The organism is Salmonella sp. SA14318, assembly GCF_029866905.1.
In the GTDB taxonomy this organism is placed as follows: domain Bacteria; phylum Pseudomonadota; class Gammaproteobacteria; order Enterobacterales; family Enterobacteriaceae; genus Salmonella; species Salmonella enterica.
Genome location: NZ_CP123282.1, coordinates 3,095,356 through 3,116,941, shown reverse-complemented (window position 1 = coordinate 3,116,941; position 21,586 = coordinate 3,095,356). Strand labels below are relative to the sequence as shown.

At 54.9% G+C, this 21,586-nt stretch carries 19 protein-coding genes; 13 read left to right on the top strand and 6 right to left on the bottom strand.

Annotated elements, in window-relative coordinates:
• Positions 1 to 7: 7 nt before the first annotated feature.
• The 3 genes from kdpB to kdpF are packed head-to-tail and all read right to left on the bottom strand — an operon-like array spanning position 8 to position 3,845.
• Entirely contained in the window at positions 8 to 2,056 is a 2,049-nt protein-coding gene (gene kdpB, locus QEN32_RS15005; RefSeq protein WP_000088034.1) for a potassium-transporting ATPase subunit KdpB, read from the bottom strand.
• 20 nt (positions 2,057 to 2,076) lie between these two features.
• Positions 2,077 to 3,756, bottom strand: a complete 1,680-nt coding sequence (gene kdpA, locus QEN32_RS15000; protein ID WP_000730068.1) for a potassium-transporting ATPase subunit KdpA — start codon at positions 3,754 to 3,756, stop codon at positions 2,077 to 2,079.
• On the bottom strand, positions 3,756 to 3,845 hold the full coding sequence (gene kdpF, locus QEN32_RS14995; RefSeq protein WP_001670793.1) for a K(+)-transporting ATPase subunit F: 90 nt from the start codon (positions 3,843 to 3,845) through the stop codon (positions 3,756 to 3,758). The genes kdpA and kdpF overlap by 1 nt, the downstream gene beginning before the upstream one ends.
• A gap of 336 nt (positions 3,846 to 4,181) precedes the next feature.
• Here kdpF and QEN32_RS14990 point away from each other — a divergent pair, with 336 nt between their 5' ends.
• Positions 4,182 to 4,388 (top strand): YbfA family protein, encoded by a 207-nt coding sequence (locus QEN32_RS14990; protein WP_000401433.1) that lies wholly within the window; start codon positions 4,182 to 4,184, stop codon positions 4,386 to 4,388.
• Between the two features lie 110 nt (positions 4,389 to 4,498).
• Positions 4,499 to 5,920: a deoxyribodipyrimidine photo-lyase gene (gene phrB / locus QEN32_RS14985; RefSeq protein ID WP_265321915.1), complete on the top strand. Its 1,422-nt coding sequence runs from the start codon at positions 4,499 to 4,501 to the stop codon at positions 5,918 to 5,920.
• A 38-nt stretch (positions 5,921 to 5,958) separates the two neighbouring features.
• On the opposite strand, the gene QEN32_RS14980 is transcribed toward phrB, so the two are convergent.
• Complete coding sequence (locus QEN32_RS14980) at positions 5,959 to 7,440, bottom strand: MFS transporter (protein ID WP_001041128.1); 1,482 nt, start codon at positions 7,438 to 7,440, stop codon at positions 5,959 to 5,961.
• Between the two features lie 328 nt (positions 7,441 to 7,768).
• Between QEN32_RS14980 and ybgI the strand changes: the two genes are divergently transcribed.
• The 5 genes from ybgI (at position 7,769) to nei (ending at position 11,747) form a co-directional block, all read left to right on the top strand.
• Entirely contained in the window at positions 7,769 to 8,512 is a 744-nt protein-coding gene (gene ybgI / locus QEN32_RS14975) for a radiation resistance protein YbgI (protein WP_000798844.1), read from the top strand.
• A 15-nt stretch (positions 8,513 to 8,527) separates the two neighbouring features.
• Positions 8,528 to 9,184 carry a 5-oxoprolinase subunit PxpB gene (pxpB, locus tag QEN32_RS14970; protein ID WP_001188371.1) on the top strand — a complete coding sequence of 219 codons (657 nt, stop codon included), beginning with the start codon at positions 8,528 to 8,530 and terminating at the stop codon, positions 9,182 to 9,184.
• Positions 9,178 to 10,110, top strand: coding sequence for a 5-oxoprolinase subunit PxpC (gene pxpC, locus QEN32_RS14965; RefSeq protein WP_000932044.1), 933 nt, complete (start codon positions 9,178 to 9,180; stop codon positions 10,108 to 10,110). The genes pxpB and pxpC overlap by 7 nt, the downstream gene beginning before the upstream one ends.
• A complete protein-coding gene (gene pxpA, locus QEN32_RS14960) occupies positions 10,100 to 10,834 on the top strand; it encodes a 5-oxoprolinase subunit PxpA (RefSeq protein WP_001017909.1) in 735 nt (244 codons plus the stop codon). Before pxpC ends, pxpA begins: the two co-directional genes overlap by 11 nt.
• 121 nt (positions 10,835 to 10,955) lie before the next feature.
• Positions 10,956 to 11,747, top strand: a complete 792-nt coding sequence (nei, locus tag QEN32_RS14955; RefSeq protein WP_265321916.1) for an endonuclease VIII — start codon at positions 10,956 to 10,958, stop codon at positions 11,745 to 11,747.
• Between the two features lie 54 nt (positions 11,748 to 11,801).
• On the opposite strand, the gene QEN32_RS14950 is transcribed toward nei, so the two are convergent.
• Positions 11,802 to 12,848: an AbrB family transcriptional regulator gene (locus QEN32_RS14950; RefSeq protein ID WP_023182236.1), complete on the bottom strand. Its 1,047-nt coding sequence runs from the start codon at positions 12,846 to 12,848 to the stop codon at positions 11,802 to 11,804.
• A 136-nt stretch (positions 12,849 to 12,984) separates the two neighbouring features.
• A complete protein-coding gene (locus QEN32_RS14945; protein ID WP_000785808.1) occupies positions 12,985 to 14,268 on the bottom strand; it encodes a citrate synthase in 1,284 nt (427 codons plus the stop codon).
• A 100-nt stretch (positions 14,269 to 14,368) separates the two neighbouring features.
• Between QEN32_RS14945 and QEN32_RS14940 the strand changes: the two genes are divergently transcribed.
• The 6 genes from QEN32_RS14940 to sucA all read left to right on the top strand — a co-directional run bounded on the left by QEN32_RS14940 (position 14,369) and on the right by sucA (position 21,579).
• Positions 14,369 to 14,614, top strand: coding sequence for a hypothetical protein (locus QEN32_RS14940; RefSeq protein ID WP_001539488.1), 246 nt, complete (start codon positions 14,369 to 14,371; stop codon positions 14,612 to 14,614).
• Between the two features lie 393 nt (positions 14,615 to 15,007).
• Positions 15,008 to 15,412: a succinate dehydrogenase cytochrome b556 subunit gene (sdhC, locus tag QEN32_RS14935; protein ID WP_000263340.1), complete on the top strand. Its 405-nt coding sequence runs from the start codon at positions 15,008 to 15,010 to the stop codon at positions 15,410 to 15,412.
• Positions 15,406 to 15,753: a succinate dehydrogenase membrane anchor subunit gene (gene sdhD / locus QEN32_RS14930; protein WP_000254356.1), complete on the top strand. Its 348-nt coding sequence runs from the start codon at positions 15,406 to 15,408 to the stop codon at positions 15,751 to 15,753. The genes sdhC and sdhD overlap by 7 nt, the downstream gene beginning before the upstream one ends.
• Complete coding sequence (sdhA, locus tag QEN32_RS14925; RefSeq protein WP_000775561.1) at positions 15,753 to 17,519, top strand: succinate dehydrogenase flavoprotein subunit; 1,767 nt, start codon at positions 15,753 to 15,755, stop codon at positions 17,517 to 17,519. Before sdhD ends, sdhA begins: the two co-directional genes overlap by 1 nt.
• Positions 17,520 to 17,535: 16 nt before the next feature.
• A complete protein-coding gene (gene sdhB, locus QEN32_RS14920) occupies positions 17,536 to 18,252 on the top strand; it encodes a succinate dehydrogenase iron-sulfur subunit SdhB (protein WP_001537859.1) in 717 nt (238 codons plus the stop codon).
• A gap of 525 nt (positions 18,253 to 18,777) precedes the next feature.
• Complete coding sequence (sucA, locus tag QEN32_RS14915; RefSeq protein ID WP_001181502.1) at positions 18,778 to 21,579, top strand: 2-oxoglutarate dehydrogenase E1 component; 2,802 nt, start codon at positions 18,778 to 18,780, stop codon at positions 21,577 to 21,579.
• The last annotated feature ends 7 nt before the right edge of the window (positions 21,580 to 21,586 follow it).

Here is a 21,586-nt window from a genome sequence, read left to right as displayed (position 1 = left end):
ATACACCTCATGCCAGACCCAGCAGGGTCAGCAGCACATCAATCACTTTGATGCCAATAAACGGCACCACCAGACCACCCAGACCATAGATCCATAAATTACGGCGCAGCATGGCCGATGCGGAAAGCGGCTTATAACTCACGCCTTTTAATGCCAGCGGGATCAGAAAAATAATAATCAGGGCGTTAAAGATCACCGCGCTCAGAATGGCGGAGTTCGGCGAATGTAGCCCCATCACGTTGAGCGCGTTTAGCTGCGGATAGGTAGCGGCAAACGCGGCGGGAATAATGGCGAAATATTTCGCTACATCATTCGCGATACTGAAGGTGGTGAGCGAGCCGCGCGTCATCAGCATCTGCTTACCGATATGCACCACTTCAATCAATTTGGTCGGGTTAGAGTCCAGATCCACCATATTACCGGCTTCTTTTGCCGCCTGGGTGCCGGAGTTCATCGCCACCGCGACGTCAGCCTGCGCCAGCGCCGGGGCATCGTTAGTGCCGTCGCCGGTCATGGCGACCAGCCGTCCTTCCGCCTGATATTGACGGATCAACGCCAGCTTGGCTTCCGGCGTGGCTTCGGCAAGAAAATCGTCCACACCGGCTTCGGCGGCAATCGCTGCCGCCGTCAGGCGGTTATCGCCAGTGATCATCACCGTTTTAATGCCCATCTTTCGTAGCTGGGCGAAACGTTCTTTAATGCCGCCTTTAACGATATCCTTGAGGGCGATAACACCCAGTACGCGCGCGCCTTCCACGACCACCAGCGGCGTCGCGCCCAGACGCGCCACGTTCTCGACGTTTTGCTCGACATCGGCGGGAAAATGGCCGCCATTGCTCTCGACATGACGCCGAATCGCGTCCACCGAGCCTTTACGGATCATCCGGTTATCGATATTAATCCCGCTCATGCGGCTTTGTGCGGTAAACGGAACAAAGGTGGCATGAAGCGACTGCACATCGCGTTCACGCAGGTTAAAGCGCTGTTTGGCGAGGATCACAATGCTGCGACCTTCCGGCGTTTCGTCGGCCAGCGAAGCGAGCTGCGCGGCGTCAGCCAGCGTGCGTTCGTCCACCCCTCGGGCGGGTATAAAATCGGACGCCTGGCGGTTGCCGAGCGTGATAGTGCCGGTTTTATCCAGCAGCAGCACGTCGACATCGCCCGCGGCTTCTACGGCGCGGCCGCTGGTGGCGATGACGTTCGCGCCCAACATTCGGCTCATTCCGGCTACGCCAATGGCGGAGAGTAGCCCGCCGATGGTGGTGGGGATCAGGCACACCAGCAACGCCACCAACACGGTGACGCTGACCGCGTTACCGCCCCAGGCGGAGAAGGGCCACAGGGTGGCGGTCGCCAGTAAAAAGACAATGGTCAGGGCGATGAGCAAAATCGTCAGGGCAATCTCGTTAGGCGTTTTCCGCCGCTGCGCGCCTTCCACCATCGCGATCATCCGGTCAAGAAAGGTTTCGCCAGGATTGACGCTACAGGCAATCACCAGCCAGTCGGAAAGAATTCGCGTGCCACCGGTGACAGAAGCGAAATCGCCGCCGGACTCACGGATCACGGGCGCAGATTCGCCGGTAATCGCACTTTCATCCACCGAGGCGCCGCCTTCGATGACCTCGCCGTCGCAGGGAATAATATCGCCCGCTTTGACCAGGACAATGTCGCCTTTCCGCAGTTCAGCTGCGGGCACGTTATCGGCCTGCGCATCATGACGCGGGGCGCGCAGGCGGCGAGCGAACGCGGTCTTTTTCACTCCTTTCAGACTGTTTGCCTGGGCTTTGCTGCGGCCTTCCGCCAGCGCTTCGGCAAAATTGGCGAACAGTACGGTGAACCATAACCACAGGCTGATCACCCCTGTAAACAGGGCGCTTCCCGCTATTTGTCCTGTTACCATAGCGAGCGTTAACAGAGTGGTTAGCACGCTGCCGGCCCAGACCACAAACATTACCGGGTTACGCCACTGGGCGCGTGGGCTTAATTTTTTTACGGCATCCGTTAGCGCCTGTACGAGTAAAACAGGTTCAAACAGCGCCAGTTGCTTGCGACTCATATCAATGTACTCCACATCGCTCAAGGTAAAGAGAAATGTTCCGCTACCGGGCCAAGCGCCAGGGCAGGAATAAACGTCAGCGCGCCGACCAGCAGTACCGTGCCGATGAGCAGTCCAATAAATAGCGCGCCGTGGGTCGCCAGCGTTCCCTGACTGGCCGGCTGTACTTTTTTACTGACCAGCGATCCGGCGATGGCCATGACAGGAATAATCACGCCGAAACGGCCGACGAACATGCAGAACGCCAGCAAACAGTTCCAGAAAGGCGAGTTAGCGCTCAGACCCGCAAAGGCGCTACCGTTGTTGTTGGCGGCAGAGGAGACGGCATATAGCACTTCGCTAAAACCGTGCGGGCCAGGGTTCAGCATTGCGCTGCGTCCGGCATCCGTCATCATCGCCAGCGCCGAACCCAACAAGACCAGCATCGGCGTGACCAGGATCGCCAGCGCGGTCATTTTCATTTCGCGCACGTCGATTTTTTTCCCCAGATATTCCGGCGTGCGACCGATCATCAGCCCCGCGATAAACACCGCCAGCAGGACAAACAGCAACATGCCGTACAGCCCTGAACCGACGCCGCCAAAGACCACTTCGCCAATTTGCATCAGCCACATCGGCACCATACCGCCCAGAGCGGTAAACGAGTCGTGCATGGCATTTACCGCCCCGCAGGACGCCGCGGTCGTGACGACGGCAAACAGGCTACTGGCCAGCACGCCAAAGCGTGTTTCTTTACCCTCCATGTTGACGCTACTGTCCGCGCCTGCCGCCAACAGATGTGGATTTCCCTGAACTTCCGCCCACATCACTACCGCTACGCAGACCACAAAAATGAATGACATTGCCCACAGTAGCGCGCGTCCCTGACGGCGATCGCCCGCCGCTTCGCCAAAGGCGAAACAGAGCGCGGCTGGAATCAAAAATATCGCCAGCATCTGCGCCAGATTAGTGAGCGCGGTGGGGTTTTCGAACGGATGCGAAGAGTTGGCGTTAAAGAAACCGCCGCCGTTGGTGCCAAGCATTTTGATCGCCTCCTGCGAAGCAACCGGACCCATCGGCAAGAGTTGTTTAGCGCCTTCAAGGGTGGTGATGGGCTGATAAGCCGACAGGTTTTGCGGTACGCCTTGTTGGATAAAAAACAGCGCGATAATTAACGCGACAGGAAATAATATCCATAGCGTAATGCGTACCAGATCCTGCCAGGCATTACCCAGCGTGTGCACATTCTGGCGCGTAAAGGCGCGGATAAGCGCAAAAACCACCGCAATCCCGGTCGCCGCCGACAGGAAATTTTGCACCGTCAGCCCCGCCATCTGGCTAAAGTAGCTCAGCGTGCTTTCGCCGCTGTATGCTTGCCAGTTGGTATTGGTGACGAAGCTGACGGCGGTATTCAACGCCAGATCCCAGGACAGCCCCGGTAGCCGCTGCGGATTTAAGGGCAGCCACTCCTGCCAGAACAGCAGGCAAAACAGGATGCCCAGTCCCAGCAGATTGAGCGTCAGTAGCGCCAGTAAATACTGACGCCAGTTCATTTCGTGGTCGGTAATGCCAAGAGTCCGCCAGAGGATACGCTCAATGCCAGCCACGCCCGGCAACGGAACGGCGGCGATGAGCCTTGCCAGGCCCGAACCCAATGGTTTCGCCAGTACCAATAAAATCAGTAAAAAACTGGCGATCAGTAAAAATCCTTGCGCGGCCATCAGAACGCCTCCGCATTAATCAGGGCATAGACCAGATAACCTAAAAGTAAGAAAACCAGCACGATGCCGGTTATCACGCCTGCACTCACAGAGCACCTCCAGTGGCATTGTTTTACTCCTGAGCAAGGTAATTTTTTGGCTGCAAAGATTTCGCAAAAATTGGCGGGCGGAGTGTAAAAAAAGTATAAAAATGGCAAAGACCATTATTTAACTAATGATTAGTATTAATTTAACCTTTTTGTAACTAATTTACGCTTTGAATGTAAATCTGCTGGAAAAGCGTGAAAATAAGTGGTCGGATGAGTAGTAAAATTACACCGAAAGCGGTACTATTTTAATCAGGTAACGAGGTTCAATTTTTCGGTGCTATTCACCGATTCAATCTATACCGGGGCGGGTAGCGTCGGTATAAAAGGGGGAAACGTATGGAACACTATAAAGACTATCCGGCGCATGTCATTTTTGCCCGTCGTGCTTTCGCGGTGATCGCAGGCGTGCTGGCGCTGCCGGTGATGCTCTTCTGGAAAGACCGCGCGCGTTTTTATAGTTATCTGCACCGTGTCTGGTCGAAAACCAGTGATAAACCGGTATGGATGGCGCAGGCTGAAAAAGCCACCTGCGACTTTTATTAATCGCGACCAGCCTGAAAAACCGTCAGCCGCCACGCTGGCGGTTTTTTTATGCGCCAGGGTCTACACTGTTTAACGCTATTCGCCGTGACGTTTCATCTTTCAGGAGTTGTATGCCCACCCATTTAGTCTGGTTCAGGCGCGATCTGCGTTTACAGGATAACCTTGCGCTGGCCGCCGCCTGCCGCGATGCATCCGCGCGGGTGCTGGCGCTTTATATTTCCACCCCCGCGCAGTGGCAGGCCCATGATATGGCGCCGCGGCAGGCGGCATTCATCAGCGCGCAGCTCAATGCGCTACAGGCGGCCCTTGCAGAGAAAGGCATTCCGCTGCTGTTTCATGAAGTGGCGGATTTTAACGCCAGTATTGAAACGGTCAAAAACGTTTGCCGACAGCATGACGTCAGCCATCTGTTTTATAACTATCAGTATGAGTTTAACGAGCGTCAGCGTGATGCGGCGGTGGAAAAAACGCTGCCCTCTGTCATCTGCGAAGGCTTTGACGATAGCGTGATTCTGGCGCCCGGCGCGGTGATGACCGGCAATCATGAAATGTATAAAGTTTTTACGCCGTTTAAAAACGCCTGGTTGAAACGGCTAAAAGAGGATATCCCGCCGTGCGTTCCGGCCCCGAAGATCCGGGTGAGCGGCGCGCTTTCTACACCCTTAACGCCAGTCTCGCTTAACTACCCGCAACAGGCGTTTGACGCCGCGCTTTTCCCGGTGGAAGAAAACGCGGTCATCGCGCAGCTACGTCAGTTTTGCGCGCAGGGCGCAGACGGGTATGAGTCACGGCGGGATTTCCCTGCGGTCGACGGCACCAGTCGGCTTTCCGCCAGCCTGGCGACGGGTGGCCTGTCGCCGCGACAGTGCCTGCACCGATTACTGGCGGAGCAGCCGCAGGCGCTGGACGGCGGGCCGGGAAGCGTCTGGTTGAATGAACTCATCTGGCGGGAATTTTACCGTCATTTAATGACCTGGTATCCGGCATTATGCAAACACCAGCCGTTTATCCGCTGGACAAAACGCGTCGCGTGGCAGGAGAACCCGCACTATTTTCAGGCATGGCAGAAAGGCGAAACCGGTTATCCCATTGTCGATGCGGCGATGCGCCAGCTCAACGCGACGGGCTGGATGCATAACCGTTTACGCATGATTACCGCCAGCTTTCTGGTAAAAGATCTGCTGATTGACTGGCGGTTGGGGGAGCGCTATTTCATGTCGCAGCTTATTGACGGCGATCTTGCCGCCAATAATGGCGGCTGGCAGTGGGCCGCTTCAACCGGTACCGATGCCGCGCCTTATTTTCGTATTTTTAATCCCACGACTCAGGGAGAGAGGTTCGATCGCGACGGCGAATTTATCCGCCAGTGGCTACCGGCATTACGCGATATCCCTGGAAAAGCGATTCACGAGCCGTGGCGGTGGGCGGAAAAAGCGGGAGTCGTGCTTGATTATCCTCGGCCTATTGTGGAGCACAAACAGGCGAGAATCGCGACGCTTTCCGCCTATGAGGCGGCGAGAAAAGGGACGTGATACAGGCCCGGTAGCGCAAACTACCGGGCATTCTGCTATCAGGATTCGACGGCCAGCGCGCGGCTTTTGAATTTGAAGGACTGATACAGCCAAATCAGCAGGACAACCCCTACGCAGGCTAACGCGCCCCAGGTGATCTGTTCAAAAACATCCACATAGGCGTTGATGGCGTAATTAACCGCGCCGCTGGCGTCGAAGGCGCTTTGCGAAGTCTGGTCAGCGATGACGCCTGCCAGATAGTTAGCTATCGCGCCGGACAGCAGCATATAAATTCCGGTTAATACGCCGGTGACGCCGGGGATATCAATGCGCGTAATTTGCGACATGGCGACCGGGTCGATAAACAGCTCGGCAAAGCCCATCACCGCCAGTCCCAGCACCATTAGCGGCATTGAAGAGTGTCCGTAAGCGGCGGACCAGCGTGCGCTCAGGGTCAAAATACAGAATCCGGCGCTCATCAGACCGAGACCCAGCGCGAATTTGCCCCAGATACGCACGGTGCGATTACCGCTTACGCTCTCTTTAACCAGCCAGGCCAGGACGACCCCACACAGCATCACGGCAAAGGCGTTCACCGACTGGAACATGGCGGTAGGAACGGAATAGCCCAGAATATCGCGGTTCACAAAGCGGTCGATATACAGGCTGATAGAACTGCCGCCCTGCTGGGCAAACGCCCAGAACAGCATACTGAACAGGGTCAGGGTGACAATCAGCCCCAGTTCTTTGCGTTGTTTTGTCGTTTGCGCCTGACGATAAATTTTTGCCAGCACGACCAGGCCGATCGCGGTCGCCACGATTAAGGCATAGACTGACCATTCTTTCCAGAACAGAACGGTAATCAGCAACGGCGCCGCTACCAGCAAAATTAACAGCCAGCCCCAGTTCGGCAGCAGGTAGTTTCTGGCGCACAACACGGCTTTATTCACGCCGGTGGTGTGGGTGAAATGACGATTTCCACACAGGAAGATTACCAGCCCCGCCAGCATACCAATAGCGGCGAGCGCAAAGCCCATCGCCCAACTGTACTCCTCTTGCACATAGCCGCAGGCGATAGGCGCCACGATCGAACCAATATTACCCGCTGCGTAAAGCAGCGAGAACCCGCCGTCGCGGCGCGGATCTTCCGGCTGGTACAGTTCGCCCAGCAGGCAGCTAATATTCGATTTAAACAGGCCGTAGCCGCAGACAATGATCGCCAGCGACAGATAAAGGAATGTCGGCGCGATCTCACTGGCGCCCAGCACTAAATGACCTATAGCCATTAAAAATGCGCCCAGCATGACTGCCATTCGGTTGCCAAGCACCTTATCCGCCAGATAGCCGCCGAGAATTGGCGTTACGTAGACCAGCGAACAATAAGCGCTGAATAACTCATAGGCGTGGTTATCGTCGTATTTTAGCTGATTGGTGAGATAAAGAATCAGTAGGGCGCGCATACCATAAAAGCTGAAGTACTCCCAAATTTGCAGGGCGACAACGTAGTAAATAGCGCGGGGTTGAGATGCTTGTTTATTCATCGTATTTCCGGGATAGAGGCGCTGCGGCAAGAACGCGGCATTCTCAGATAATGCCTTTCTTTGTGGGCTTATTAAGCCTGCCGTATCGCCGTGTTTCCTTAAAGTTACCAACATGATACAGAACTGATTTTTTCTGCAATATGCGTTCTGATTGCATAAATATACATGAAACCGATCGTGTTTTGCTAAGTAATTTGCGCCAAACCCGGGGGTGATTGTTTCTTGATGTGTCAAACAAATGTTTATCGACGAACGGCTAACGGAAGGCTATGTTAACGGAGACTGAACCCGTAACGGGAAAGTAGAACGTGGGTTAAAGGGAGCGATGATGAAAAACACCGAGCTGGAACAACTGATTAACGACAAGCTGAACAGTGCGGCAATAAGCGATTATGCGCCGAATGGTTTACAGGTCGAAGGAAAAGAGACGGTACAGAAAATCGTTACCGGCGTGACCGCAAGTCAGGCGCTGCTCGATGAGGCGGTGCGTTTACAGGCCGATGCGGTCATTGTTCATCATGGTTACTTCTGGAAAGGCGAGTCTCCGGTTATTCGCGGGATGAAACGCCGTCGCTTAAAAACGTTACTGGCAAATGATATTAACCTTTACGGTTGGCATCTGCCGCTGGATGCGCACCCTGAGCTGGGCAACAATGCGCAGTTGGCGGCGCTATTGGGCATTACCGTGAAAGGAGAAATTGAGCCGCTGGTGCCGTGGGGAGAACTCTCAATGCCGGTGCCAGGGCTGGAACTGGCCTCATGGATTGAAGCGCGTCTGGGGCGTAAACCGCTATGGTGCGGCGATACCGGGCCAGAGAATGTGCAGCGTGTCGCCTGGTGTACCGGCGGCGGACAAAGTTTCATTGATAGCGCCGCCCGCTTCGGCGTGGATGCTTTTATTACCGGCGAGGTGTCTGAACAGACCATTCATTCCGCGCGCGAACAGGGGCTGCATTTTTATGCCGCCGGGCACCATGCCACTGAACGCGGCGGTATTCGCGCCCTGAGCGAATGGTTGAACGAAAACACGGCGTTGGATGTGACGTTTATTGATATCCCTAACCCGGCATAACTGAGAGGTAATAAAGTGCAGCGAGCGCGTTGTTATCTGTTAGGCGAAACGGCGGTCGTCCTGGAACTTGAACCGCCGATTACGCTGGCGAGCCAGAAACGCATCTGGCGTCTGACGCAGCGTCTGGTCGATATGCCGAACGTGGTGGAAGCCATTCCCGGGATGAACAATATCACCGTGATCTTGCGGGAACCGCAAACCCTGGCGCTGGATGCGATTGAGCGTCTGCAGCGCTGGTGGGAAGAGAGCGAGGCGCTGGAGCCGGACTCGCGTTCGGTTGAGATCCCGGTGATCTATGGCGGCGCAGGCGGGCCGGATCTGGCGGCGGTGGCACGGCACAGCGGTTTGAGTGAAAAGCAGGTCGTGGAGCTACATGCCTCCGTTGAATATGTCGTCTGGTTTTTAGGCTTTCAGCCTGGCTTTCCCTATCTTGGGAATTTACCAGAACCGCTCCATATGCCCAGACGCGCGGAGCCGCGCCTGCAGGTTCCGGCCGGTTCTGTCGGCATCGGCGGCGCGCAGACGGGTATTTATCCATTATCCACGCCGGGCGGCTGGCAGCTGATCGGCCTCACGCCGTTGAAGTTATTCGATCCGATGCGGGAGCCTCCGGTTCTGCTACGCCCTGGCGATAGCGTACGCTTTGTGCCGCAAAAGGAGGGAATATGCTGAATATTATTCGCGCGGGGATTTACACCTCCGTGCAGGATAGCGGGCGTCACGGCTTTCGTCAGTCGGGGCTGAGTCACTGCGGTGCGCTGGATAAACCCGCCTTTCAGACCGCTAATCTCCTGGTCGGGAACGATGCGAATGCCCCGGCGCTGGAAATCACTCTCGGTCAACTGGTTGTCGAATTTGAAAATGAGACCTGGTTCGCTCTTACCGGCGCAGGCTGCGAAGCGCAGTTGGATGATCAACCGGTCTGGACAGGCTGGCGATTGCCGGTAAAAGCGGGTCAACGTCTTACGCTGCATCGACCGCTTCACGGGATGCGTAGCTATCTGGCGGTGGCGGGCGGTATTGCTGTGCCGGAGGTGATGGGATCGTGTAGTACCGATCTGAAGTCCGGTATCGGTGGGCTGGAAGGACGGCTGCTAAAAGATGGCGATCGGTTGGCGACGGGTAAACCATCGCGACAGTTTAGCGGGCCGCAGGGCGTGAAGCAGTTACTGTGGGGGAATCGCATCCGTGCGCTGCCGGGGCCGGAATACCGTGAATTCGATCGCGCCTCGCAAGAAGCGTTCTGGCGTTCGCCATGGCAGCTCAGTCCGCAAAGTAATCGCATGGGCTATCGTTTGCAGGGGCAATCGTTAACGCGGACAACGGATCGCGAACTGCTGTCGCACGGTTTGCTGCCCGGTGTCGTACAGGTGCCTTACAACGGTCAACCTATTGTGCTAATGAATGATGCCCAGACAACTGGCGGCTATCCGCGCATTGCCTGCATCATCGAGGCAGATATGTACCATCTGGCGCAGATCCCGCTAGGACAACCGATCCATTTTGTGCAATGTTCGCTGGAAGAGGCGCTCAACGCGCGCCGTGAGCGTCAGCGCTATCTGGAACAGCTTACCTGGCGACTTCAGCATGAACATTGATTTAAATGCGGATTTGGGCGAAGGTTGCGCCAGCGACAGCGAATTATTAACGCTGGTCTCCTCCGCCAATATCGCCTGTGGTTTTCACGCCGGTGATGCGCAAACCATGCTGACCTGTGTGCGCGAGGCGCTGAAAAACGGCGTGGCGATCGGCGCGCATCCCAGCTTTCCGGATCGGGATAATTTTGGGCGGACGGCGATGGTTTTGCCGCCGGAAACGGTATACGCCCAGACGCTGTACCAAATCGGCGCGCTGGGGGCGATTGTCCAGGCGCAAGGCGGCGTGATGCGCCATGTCAAACCGCACGGTATGCTCTATAACCAGGCGGCGAAAGATCCTCATCTGGCACAGGCGATTGCGAAAGCGGTACACGACTATGATCCGTCACTGATACTGGTTGGACTGGCGGGAAGTGAGCTGATCCGGGCCGGTGAGCGCCATCGCCTGGTGACGCGGCAGGAGGTGTTTGCCGATCGCGGCTATCAGGCCGACGGTAGCCTGGTGCCGCGCATGCAACCTGGCGCGCTGATTCACGACGAAGAGCAGGCGCTGGCGCAAACGCTGGATATGGTACAAGCCGGGAGAGTGAAAAGCGTTACTGGCGTGTGGACGACTGTCACGGCGCAAACGGTGTGCATTCATGGCGACGGCGAGTATGCGCTTGCATTCGCTCGCAGGTTACGCGCCGCGTTCAATGCGCGTAATATACACGTTATTGCCTGAGAGCCCGACGATTGAAGCTATTATATTACGGCTGTGGATGTTCATTATGGCGTTCGATGTGCATTCCAGACAGTCAGAGGCGGTGTAGTCCATTAATCAACTGTTAACAAAGGATATTATCATGCCTGAAGGCCCGGAAATTCGTCGTGCGGCGGATAACCTGGAGGCGGCAATCAAAGGCAAACCCTTAACCGATGTCTGGTTTGCCTTTGCACAGTTAAAACCGTATGAATCGCAACTTACCGGTCAAATTGTTACCCGGATAGAGACGCGGGGAAAAGCGTTATTGACCCACTTTTCAAATGGCCTGACGCTCTACAGCCACAACCAACTCTATGGCGTATGGCGGGTGATCGACACCGGTGAAATACCGCAGACCACGCGTATATTGCGCGTCAGGCTACAAACGGCGGATAAAACTATTCTGCTTTATAGCGCGTCTGATATCGAAATGCTGAGAGCAGAGCAGCTCACGACGCACCCCTTTTTACAGCGAGTCGGTCCGGATGTGCTGGACGCGCGTCTCACTCCGGAAGAGGTTAAAGCTCGATTGCTGTCGCCGCGTTTTCGCAACCGACAATTTTCCGGACTGTTGCTGGATCAGGCCTTTCTGGCGGGATTGGGGAATTATCTGCGCGTTGAAATCCTCTGGCAGGTAGGGTTAACCGGACAGCATAAAGCGAAAGATCTCAACGAGGCGCAACTGAATGCGCTTTCTCACGCGCTGTTGGATATTCCGCGCCTGTCCTACACGACTCGCGGTCAGGCGGATGAAAACAAGCATCATGGCGCACTGTTTCGCTTTAAGGTTTTCCACCGTGACGGCGAAGCGTGCGAGCGGTGCGGCGGCATTATTGAAAAGACAACACTTTCTTCACGCCCGTTTTACTGGTGCCCGCATTGCCAGAAATAGCCGGAACCGCCATCGGCGAGCGGCTATTGCCTGATGGCGCGACGCTTATCAGTCCTACAAAGGTTGTCTGGGCGCATAGGTTGATATAAAACGGGCCACTGCTGGCCCAGTTAACAGAATGCTGAACAGCCGTAGGGTTTGCATTGCCATGATGAGCGCCATATCGGCACTGCTTCCTGCCGCGATCGCGGCAACCGTATCCAGACCACCGGGACTGGTGGCGAGATAAGCCGTCATAAAATCAATCTGCATGTAGTAAGCCATTCCCCACGCCATCGCGGCGCAAATCGCCATCAGCGCGAAAATTGACAATAAGATTTGCGGCAATGGCCGCAGCGCCATAAAAAACACCTGTCTGTCAAAACCCAGCCCAATACGCCAGCCTATCGCCATATACGCCACGGCCAGCAGCCATTCGGGTAATTCAATCTCAATGATGCCTTGCGAATGGAGAAGCGCGCCTGCCAACATGGGGAGCAGCATCGTGCCGGAAGGGATACGCATCAGGCGACCGGCAATGCCCGCCACGATCGCTAATAACAGCGTCGTCAATAAATTACCGCTAAGCGGCGGAAACCAGACCACCTGTTGGCTGACCGTTGCCGCGCTGTCGCCGAGTATCAGGCGTGTCACCAGCACCGCCGCGCCAGCCACAAACAGTACCCGTAGATACTGCATAAACGCCACCAGGCGGATATCCGCCCCGTAATCTTGCGCCATCGCTACCATTGCCGCCGCGCCGCCCGGCGAAGACCCCCATGCGCCGGTGTTGCCGGGCAGCGAGCTGTAACGTACCAGCAGCCAGCCGACTACCGCGCTGGAAAGCAGCGTCACCAGCAATACTAAAAGCACGACCGGCCAGTAGAGGGCGAGGGTGGTCAATATCGAACCGGTTAGATTTTGGGCGATCATACAGCCGAGAATTGCCTGCGCGGCGAGAAAAATACCGCGCGGAAGTTGTAGCGTACTACCTCGCAAACTCAACACGATACCCGCAATCATTGGACCGAGCAGCATTGCCGCCGGAAGGTGCAGATAGAGAAAAATAAGGGAAATGAGCAGCGATAACAGGAACAACAAAAACCACTGCAGAATCGGCATTCCATGCTCCCTGAATGATATTTAGCGAAACCTTAATTAATCATAGAGAGTAACGGGGTAAGAATAAAATAATGAGGATAAGAAAAAAGGGAAAATGTACCGGATGGCGAGGGTTGTGTCGCCATCCGGTTGTCAATTAACGCTTCAGCGCCGATTTAAAATCGCGTTTATCGTAGCCGGTATACAGCTGACGAGGACGGGCGATTTTCATGCCGTCAGTGTGCATTTCATTCCAGTGTGCAATCCAGCCAACGGTACGCGCCATGGCGAAGATCACGGTGAACATGGAGGACGGAATGCCCATCGCTTTCAGAATGATGCCGGAGTAGAAGTCTACGTTCGGGTACAGTTTCTTCTCGATGAAGTACGGGTCGTTGAGCGCAATGTGCTCAAGCTCCATCGCCACTTCCAGCAGATCGTCTTTGGTGCCCAGCTCTTTCAGCACTTCATGGCAGGTTTCACGCATCACGGTGGCGCGCGGATCGTAGTTTTTGTAAACACGGTGACCGAAGCCCATCAGGCGGAAAGAATCATTCTTGTCTTTCGCACGGCGAACAAATTCCGGAATGTGTTTAACAGAGCTGATTTCTTCCAGCATTTTCAGCGCGGCTTCGTTGGCGCCGCCGTGCGCGGGTCCCCACAGGGAGGCGATCCCGGCGGCAATGCAGGCGAACGGGTTGGCGCCGCTTGAACCTGCGGTACGTACCGTTGACGTAGAGGCGTTCTGCTCATGGTCAGCGTGCAGGATCAGAATACGGTCCATCGCGCGCTCCAGTACCGGATTCACTTCATAGGTTTCACACGGCGTGGAGAACATCATGTTCAGGAAGTTACCGGCGTAGGAAAGGTCGTTGCGCGGATAAACAAACGGCTGACCGATGGAATATTTGTAACACATCGCCGCCATGGTCGGCATTTTGGACAGCAGGCGGAACGCCGCGATTTCACGGTGGCGCGGATTGTTCACATCCAGCGAGTCGTGGTAGAACGCTGCCAGCGCGCCAGTGATCCCGCACATTACCGCCATCGGATGTGAGTCGCGACGGAAAGCATGGAACAGGCGAGTGATTTGCTCATGGATCATCGTATGGCGGGTGACTGTCGTTCTGAACTCGTCATACTCTTCCTGCGTCGGTTTTTCGCCGTACAGCAGGATGTAACAGACTTCCAGATAGTTGGAATCGGTAGCAAGCTGGTCAATCGGGAAACCGCGATGCAACAAAATGCCTTCGTCGCCGTCGATGAAGGTGATTTTAGATTCGCAGGATGCGGTAGAGGTGAAACCAGGGTCAAAAGTAAAAATTCCTTTTGAACCGAGACTACGAATATCAATAACATCTTGACCGAGTGTACCTTTTAGCACATCCAGTTCAATAGCAGTATCACCAGTAAGGGTGATTTTTGCCTTTGTATCAGCCATTTACGGTCTCCTTAGCGCCTTATTGCTTAAGACTGCCGGAACTCAGACTTGCCTTCTCCACGTCATCTTCCTCGTCGTTAGTGCAGGGAAGATTCTGTGTATGCATCAATCAACCGTTACCAGTTTGTTATTTGGCTCGCCGCTCTGTGAAAGAGGGGATGACCTGGGTACAGAGCAATGGGCGCTTGCAGGTAACGGCTTGATTAATTTCGAATTAGCAGCAAATCAGGAACGTAGCAATCCGAGTAATGTAACCTGTCTATCACTAATAACTGTCCTGAAAGAATGGGTCAATATCATTGTACTGTTACATAACTTATTAACAGGTGAAAGAGTGACCCCATAACTTTTACGCATTATATGCTTTTTCTGGTGTCGTTTGTAACAATTTTGTTTAATGTTTGTCAAATCAGATGATTGAAAATTAAAAAAATGTTGTTATCGTGACCTGTGTCACTGTTCAGGATAAAACCCGACAAACTATATGTAGGTTAATTGTAATGATTTTGTGAACGTCCTATACTGCCGCCAGGTCTCCGGAATACCCTGCAATCCCGAGCCACCCAGCGTTGTAACGTGTCGTTTTAGCTACTGGAAGCAGTGTTTTACATGACGCGCAGTTATAGAAAGGACGCTGTCTGACCCGCACGCAGACCGGAGGAAGGAAATCCCGTCGTCTTTCTGGCTACAGGTAGATTCACCTCTGTAACCGAAGTCTTAAGGGAATAATAAGAACAGCATGTGGGCGTTATTCATGATAAGAAATGTGAAAAAACAAAGACCTGTCAATCTGGATCTACAAACGATTCGGTTCCCCATCACAGCGATAGCGTCCATTCTCCATCGCGTATCCGGTGTGATTACTTTCATCGCCGTCGGCATACTACTGTGGCTACTGGGCACCAGCCTCTCTTCTCCGGAAGGATTCCAGCAGGCCGCCGATATCATGGACGGCTTCATCGTTAAATTTATCATGTGGGGCATCCTTACCGCGCTGGCGTATCACGTCATCGTGGGAATTCGTCACATGTTAATGGATTTTGGCTATCTGGAAGAAACATTCGAAGCGGGTCAACGCTCTGCCAAAATCTCTTTTGTTATCACTGTCGTGCTTTCACTTCTCGCAGGAGTCCTCGTATGGTAAGCAACGCCTCCGCATTAGGACGCAATGGCGTACATGACTTCATCCTGGTCCGTGCTACCGCTATCGTTCTGACGTTATACATCATCTACATGGTGGGTTTTTTCGCCACGAGCGGCGAACTGACCTTTGAAGCCTGGACCGGTTTCTTCTCATCGGCCTTCACCAAAGTCTTCACCCTGCTGGCGCTTTTTTCCATCTTGATTCATGCCTGGATCGGCATGTGGCAGGTGTTAACCGACTACGTTAAACCACTGGCAGTGCGTCTGATACTGCAACTCGTTATTGTTGTTGCGCTGGTGGTTTACGTCATCTATGGATTTGTTGTGGTGTGGGGTGTGTAATGAAACTGCCAGTCAGAGAATTTGATGCTGTTGTGATTGGTGCCGGTGGCGCAGGTATGCGCGCGGCGCTGCAAATTTCCCAGAGCGGCCAAACCTGTGCGCTGCTCTCGAAAGTCTTCCCGACCCGTTCCCATACCGTTTCCGCGCAGGGCGGTATCACCGTGGCGCTCGGCAATACCCATGAAGATAACTGGGAATGGCACATGTACGACACCGTTAAGGGGTCGGACTACATTGGTGACCAGGATGCCATCGAATATATGTGTAAGACCGGACCGGAAGCGATTCTGGAACTGGAGCACATGGGGCTACCGTTCTCCCGTCTTGATGATGGACGTATCTATCAGCGCCCGTTCGGCGGCCAGTCGAAAAACTTTGGCGGCGAGCAGGCGGCACGTACCGCGGCGGCGGCTGACCGTACCGGTCACGCCTTGCTACACACGCTGTATCAACAGAATTTGAAAAACCACACCACGATTTTCTCCGAATGGTATGCGCTGGATCTGGTGAAAAACCAGGATGGCGCGGTGGTGGGGTGTACTGCACTGTGCATCGAAACCGGTGAAGTGGTGTACTTCAAAGCCCGCGCAACGGTGCTGGCGACCGGCGGCGCAGGCCGTATCTACCAGTCCACCACCAACGCTCACATCAACACCGGTGACGGTGTCGGTATGGCGCTGCGTGCCGGTGTCCCGGTGCAGGATATGGAAATGTGGCAGTTCCACCCGACCGGTATCGCCGGGGCGGGCGTGCTGGTGACAGAAGGCTGCCGCGGCGAAGGCGGTTACCTGCTGAACAAACACGGCGAGCGCTTTATGGAGCGTTATGCGCCGAACGCCAAAGACCTGGCGGGTCGTGACGTGGTGGCGCGTTCCATCATGATCGAAATCCGTGAAGGCCGCGGCTGCGACGGTCCGTGGGGGCCGCACGCTAAACTGAAACTGGATCACCTGGGTAAAGAGGTGCTGGAATCTCGCCTGCCGGGTATCCTGGAGCTGTCCCGCACATTCGCCCACGTTGACCCGGTGAAAGAGCCGATTCCGGTTATCCCGACCTGCCACTACATGATGGGCGGTATTCCGACTAAAGTGACCGGTCAGGCGCTGACCGTGAACGAGCAGGGCGAAGACGTGGTCATTCCGGGGCTGTTTGCGGTAGGCGAAATCGCCTGTGTATCGGTTCACGGCGCCAACCGTCTGGGCGGTAACTCACTGCTGGATCTGGTGGTCTTTGGCCGCGCGGCGGGGCTGCATTTACAGGAATCCATCGCCGAGCAGGGCGTGCTGCGCGACGCCAGCGAGTCTGACGTTGAAGGTTCTCTGGAGCGCCTGAATCGCTGGAACAATAACCGCAATGGCGAAGATCCGGTGGCTATCCGCAAAGCGTTGCAGGAGTGTATGCAGCATAACTTCTCCGTATTCCGTGAAGGCGACGCGATGGCGAAAGGGCTTGAGCAGTTGAAAGTGATCCGCGAGCGTCTGAAAAACGCCCGTCTGGATGACACGTCCAGCGAGTTTAATACCCAGCGTGTTGAGTGTCTGGAGCTGGATAACCTGATGGAAACCGCCTACGCCACTGCCGTATCAGCCAACTTCCGAACGGAAAGCCGCGGCGCGCATAGCCGCTTCGATTTCCCGGAGCGTGATGATGCCAACTGGTTGTGTCATACCCTGTATCAGCCGCAAACGGAATCCATGACGCGCCGAAGCGTCAATATGGAGCCGAAACTGCGTCCGGCGTTCCCGCCGAAGATTCGTACTTATTAATTGCGGAGACAGGATGATGAAACTCGAATTTTCGATTTATCGTTATAACCCGGATGTCGATAACGCTCCGCGTATGCAGGATTACACCCTGGAAGGCGAAGAAGGGCGCGACATGATGCTGCTGGATGCGTTAATCCAGCTTAAAGAAAAAGATCCCAGCCTTTCTTTCCGCCGTTCCTGCCGCGAAGGTGTGTGCGGTTCTGATGGTTTGAATATGAACGGTAAGAATGGTCTGGCCTGTATTACCCCTATTTCGGCGCTGACTCAGCCGGGTAAGAAGATTGTGATTCGCCCGCTGCCCGGTTTGCCGGTGATCCGCGATTTGGTGGTAGACATGGGGCAATTCTACGCACAATATGAGAAGATTAAGCCTTACTTATTGAATAATGGGCAAAATCCACCGGCTCGTGAGCATCTGCAGATGCCGGAGCAGCGTGAAAAACTCGATGGGCTGTATGAATGTATTCTTTGCGCCTGTTGCTCAACATCCTGCCCGTCATTCTGGTGGAACCCGGATAAGTTTATCGGTCCGGCGGGGCTGCTCGCGGCGTATCGATTCCTGATCGATAGTCGTGATACCGAGACCGACAGTCGTCTGGAAGGGATGAGCGATGCATTCAGCGTATTCCGCTGTCACAGCATTATGAACTGCGTCAGTGTATGTCCTAAGGGACTAAACCCGACGCGCGCTATCGGCCATATTAAGTCGATGCTGTTGCAGCGTAGCGCATAAGTAGTTGTAGTGGTTGCCGGATGGCGACGTACCGTCTTATCCGGCCTACGGGTTACGTATTCTGTAGGCCTGATAAGCCAGGCGCCATCGGGCAATAGAAGTGCAGGAAACCTCTAAAAACTGCCATATGATTAGTAATAATCGAGATGTTCAGAGCGAGACAAGGCGCGGTCTGAACGAATCTTCGGGAGCATAGTTAACTATGTGACCGGAGTGAGCGAAGGCCGCAACGCAGTCGTAGCCTGAACAGCGAAGATTATTAGACAGTTTTTAAAGGTTCCTTAGCGGACGCAGATGACACGACAGTCCGCAACAAGTGAACCCCGGCACGCATACAGCGTATGCGTGGTTAGTATCCACGGCGAAATACTCGTCATAGTTCACGTTGCATGTGCGTTGGCTGCACTTGCTCACCCCGGTCACTTACTGGATGTAAGCTCCCAGGGATTCGCAAGCTTGCCGCCTTCCTGAAACGTGACCTATTTAGAGTATTAAATAAGCAGAAAAGATGCTTAAGGGATCACGATGCAGAACAGCGCTTTGAAAGCCTGGTTGGACTCTTCTTACCTCTCTGGTTCGAATCAGAGCTGGATAGAACAGCTCTATGAAGACTTCTTAACCGATCCTGACTCGGTAGACGCTAACTGGCGTTTGACGTTCCAGCAGTTACCTGGTACCGGAGTCAAACCGGATCAACTCCATTCAAAAACACGTGAATATTTCCGGCGGCAGGCGTTGGCTGGCTCACGTCACTCTTCTACGATTTCCGACCCTGACACCAATGTGAAGCAGGTTAAAGTCCTGCAGCTTATTAACGCTTATCGTTTCCGTGGCCATCAGCATGCAAACCTCGATCCGCTGGGTCTTTGGAAACAAGAACGCGTGGCGGATCTGGACCCTTCTTTCCATGATTTGACCGAGGCCGATTTCCAGGAAACCTTCAATGTCGGCTCCTTTGCCAGCGGCAAAGAGACGATGAAGCTGGGCGAGCTGCTCGACGCGCTCAAACAGACCTACTGCGGCCCGATTGGCGCTGAGTATATGCACATCACCAGCACCGAAGAGAAACGCTGGATCCAACAGCGCATCGAATCCGGTCGTGCGGCCTTTAGCGCTGACGAGAAAAAACGCTTCCTGAACGAACTGACCGCCGCTGAAGGGCTGGAGCGTTATCTGGGCGCCAAATTCCCGGGTGCGAAACGTTTCTCGCTTGAGGGGGGAGATGCGCTGATACCCATGCTGAAAGAGATGGTTCGCCATGCGGGTAACAGCGGCACTCGCGAAGTGGTGCTGGGGATGGCGCACCGCGGTCGCCTGAACGTGCTGATCAACGTACTGGGTAAAAAACCGCAGGATCTGTTCGACGAATTTGCCGGTAAGCATAAAGAACATCTGGGTACCGGCGACGTGAAGTATCACATGGGCTTCTCGTCAGATATCGAAACCGAAGGCGGTCTGGTTCACCTGGCGCTGGCGTTTAACCCATCGCATCTGGAAATTGTGAGCCCGGTGGTGATGGGCTCCGTGCGCGCCCGTCTGGACAGGCTGGACGAACCGAGCAGCAACAAAGTGTTGCCGATCACTATTCACGGCGACGCCGCGGTGACCGGCCAGGGCGTGGTTCAGGAAACCCTGAACATGTCGAAAGCGCGCGGTTACGAAGTGGGCGGTACGGTACGTATCGTTATCAACAACCAGGTGGGTTTCACCACCTCTAACCCACTGGATGCGCGTTCAACGCCTTACTGCACCGATATCGGTAAAATGGTCCAGGCGCCGATTTTCCACGTCAATGCGGACGATCCGGAAGCCGTCGCTTTTGTGACCCGTCTGGCGCTGGACTTCCGTAATACCTTTAAACGCGATGTGTTCATCGATCTGGTGTGCTACCGCCGTCACGGCCACAACGAAGCCGACGAGCCAAGCGCAACCCAGCCGCTGATGTACCAGAAAATTAAAAAGCATCCGACGCCGCGTAAAATCTACGCCGACAAGCTGGAAGCGGACAAAGTCGCGACGCTGGAAGATGCCACCGAAATGGTCAACCTCTATCGCGATGCGCTGGATGCAGGCGAATGCGTGGTGAAAGAGTGGCGTCCGATGAATATGCACTCGTTCACCTGGTCGCCGTATCTAAACCACGAATGGGATGAAGCATACCCGAACAAGGTAGAAATGAAGCGTCTGCAGGAGCTGGCAAAACGTATCAGCACCGTGCCGGAAGCCATTGAAATGCAGTCTCGCGTGGCGAAAATTTATGGCGACCGTCAGGCAATGGCGGCAGGCGAGAAATTGTTTGACTGGGGCGGTGCGGAAAATCTGGCTTACGCCACGCTGGTCGATGAAGGCATTCCGGTGCGCCTGTCCGGGGAAGACTCCGGTCGCGGCACCTTCTTCCATCGTCATGCGGTGATCCACAACCAGACGAACGGCTCAACGTATACGCCGTTGCAGCATATTCACAGCGGTCAGGGACAGTTTAAAGTCTGGGACTCCGTGCTGTCTGAAGAAGCGGTACTGGCTTTTGAATACGGTTATGCCACGGCGGAACCACGTACCCTGACTATCTGGGAAGCGCAGTTTGGCGATTTTGCCAACGGCGCGCAGGTAGTGATTGACCAGTTCATCTCCTCCGGCGAGCAGAAATGGGGCCGGATGTGCGGTCTGGTGATGCTGTTGCCGCATGGCTATGAAGGGCAGGGCCCGGAGCACTCTTCCGCGCGTCTGGAACGTTATCTGCAACTTTGCGCCGAGCAGAATATGCAGGTTTGCGTGCCGTCCACCCCGGCGCAGGTCTACCATATGCTGCGCCGTCAGGCGCTGCGCGGGATGCGTCGTCCGCTGGTGGTGATGTCGCCGAAATCGCTGCTGCGTCACCCGCTGGCGGTTTCCACGCTTGATGAACTGGCGAACGGTTCCTTCCAGCCGGCCATTGGCGAAATTGACGAGCTGGACCCTAAAGCCGTAAAACGCGTGGTAATGTGTTCTGGTAAGGTTTATTACGACCTGCTGGAACAACGGCGTAAAAACTCACAGAAAGATGTCGCTATCGTGCGCATCGAACAGCTCTATCCGTTCCCGCATAAAGCGGTGCAGGAAGCGCTGCAACCATACGCTCACGTCCATGATTTTGTCTGGTGCCAGGAAGAGCCGCTCAACCAGGGCGCATGGTACTGCAGTCAGCATCATTTCCGTGAAGTGATTCCGTTTGGGGCCGCTCTGCGTTATGCAGGTCGCCCGGCCTCCGCCTCTCCGGCGGTAGGGTATATGTCCGTTCACCAGAAACAGCAACAAGATCTGGTTAATGACGCGCTGAACGTCGATTAAATAAAGG

What these genes read in the sequence shown, in the direction of transcription:
- kdpB (WP_000088034.1), bottom strand. Translation starts at nt 2,056, where the DNA reads ATGAGTCGCAAGCAACTGGCGCTGTTTGAACCTGTTTTACTCGTACAG.
- kdpA (WP_000730068.1), bottom strand. Translation starts at nt 3,756, where the DNA reads ATGGCCGCGCAAGGATTTTTACTGATCGCCAGTTTTTTACTGATTTTA.
- QEN32_RS14990 (WP_000401433.1), top strand. Translation starts at nt 4,182, where the DNA reads ATGGAACACTATAAAGACTATCCGGCGCATGTCATTTTTGCCCGTCGT.
- phrB (WP_265321915.1), top strand. Translation starts at nt 4,499, where the DNA reads ATGCCCACCCATTTAGTCTGGTTCAGGCGCGATCTGCGTTTACAGGAT.
- QEN32_RS14980 (WP_001041128.1), bottom strand. Translation starts at nt 7,440, where the DNA reads ATGAATAAACAAGCATCTCAACCCCGCGCTATTTACTACGTTGTCGCC.
- ybgI (WP_000798844.1), top strand. Translation starts at nt 7,769, where the DNA reads ATGAAAAACACCGAGCTGGAACAACTGATTAACGACAAGCTGAACAGT.
- pxpC (WP_000932044.1), top strand. Translation starts at nt 9,178, where the DNA reads ATGCTGAATATTATTCGCGCGGGGATTTACACCTCCGTGCAGGATAGC.
- pxpA (WP_001017909.1), top strand. Translation starts at nt 10,100, where the DNA reads ATGAACATTGATTTAAATGCGGATTTGGGCGAAGGTTGCGCCAGCGAC.
- nei (WP_265321916.1), top strand. Translation starts at nt 10,956, where the DNA reads ATGCCTGAAGGCCCGGAAATTCGTCGTGCGGCGGATAACCTGGAGGCG.
- QEN32_RS14950 (WP_023182236.1), bottom strand. Translation starts at nt 12,848, where the DNA reads ATGCCGATTCTGCAGTGGTTTTTGTTGTTCCTGTTATCGCTGCTCATT.
- QEN32_RS14945 (WP_000785808.1), bottom strand. Translation starts at nt 14,268, where the DNA reads ATGGCTGATACAAAGGCAAAAATCACCCTTACTGGTGATACTGCTATT.
- QEN32_RS14940 (WP_001539488.1), top strand. Translation starts at nt 14,369, where the DNA reads ATGCATCAATCAACCGTTACCAGTTTGTTATTTGGCTCGCCGCTCTGT.
- sdhC (WP_000263340.1), top strand. Translation starts at nt 15,008, where the DNA reads ATGTGGGCGTTATTCATGATAAGAAATGTGAAAAAACAAAGACCTGTC.
- sdhD (WP_000254356.1), top strand. Translation starts at nt 15,406, where the DNA reads ATGGTAAGCAACGCCTCCGCATTAGGACGCAATGGCGTACATGACTTC.
- sdhA (WP_000775561.1), top strand. Translation starts at nt 15,753, where the DNA reads ATGAAACTGCCAGTCAGAGAATTTGATGCTGTTGTGATTGGTGCCGGT.
- sdhB (WP_001537859.1), top strand. Translation starts at nt 17,536, where the DNA reads ATGAAACTCGAATTTTCGATTTATCGTTATAACCCGGATGTCGATAAC.
- sucA (WP_001181502.1), top strand. Translation starts at nt 18,778, where the DNA reads ATGCAGAACAGCGCTTTGAAAGCCTGGTTGGACTCTTCTTACCTCTCT.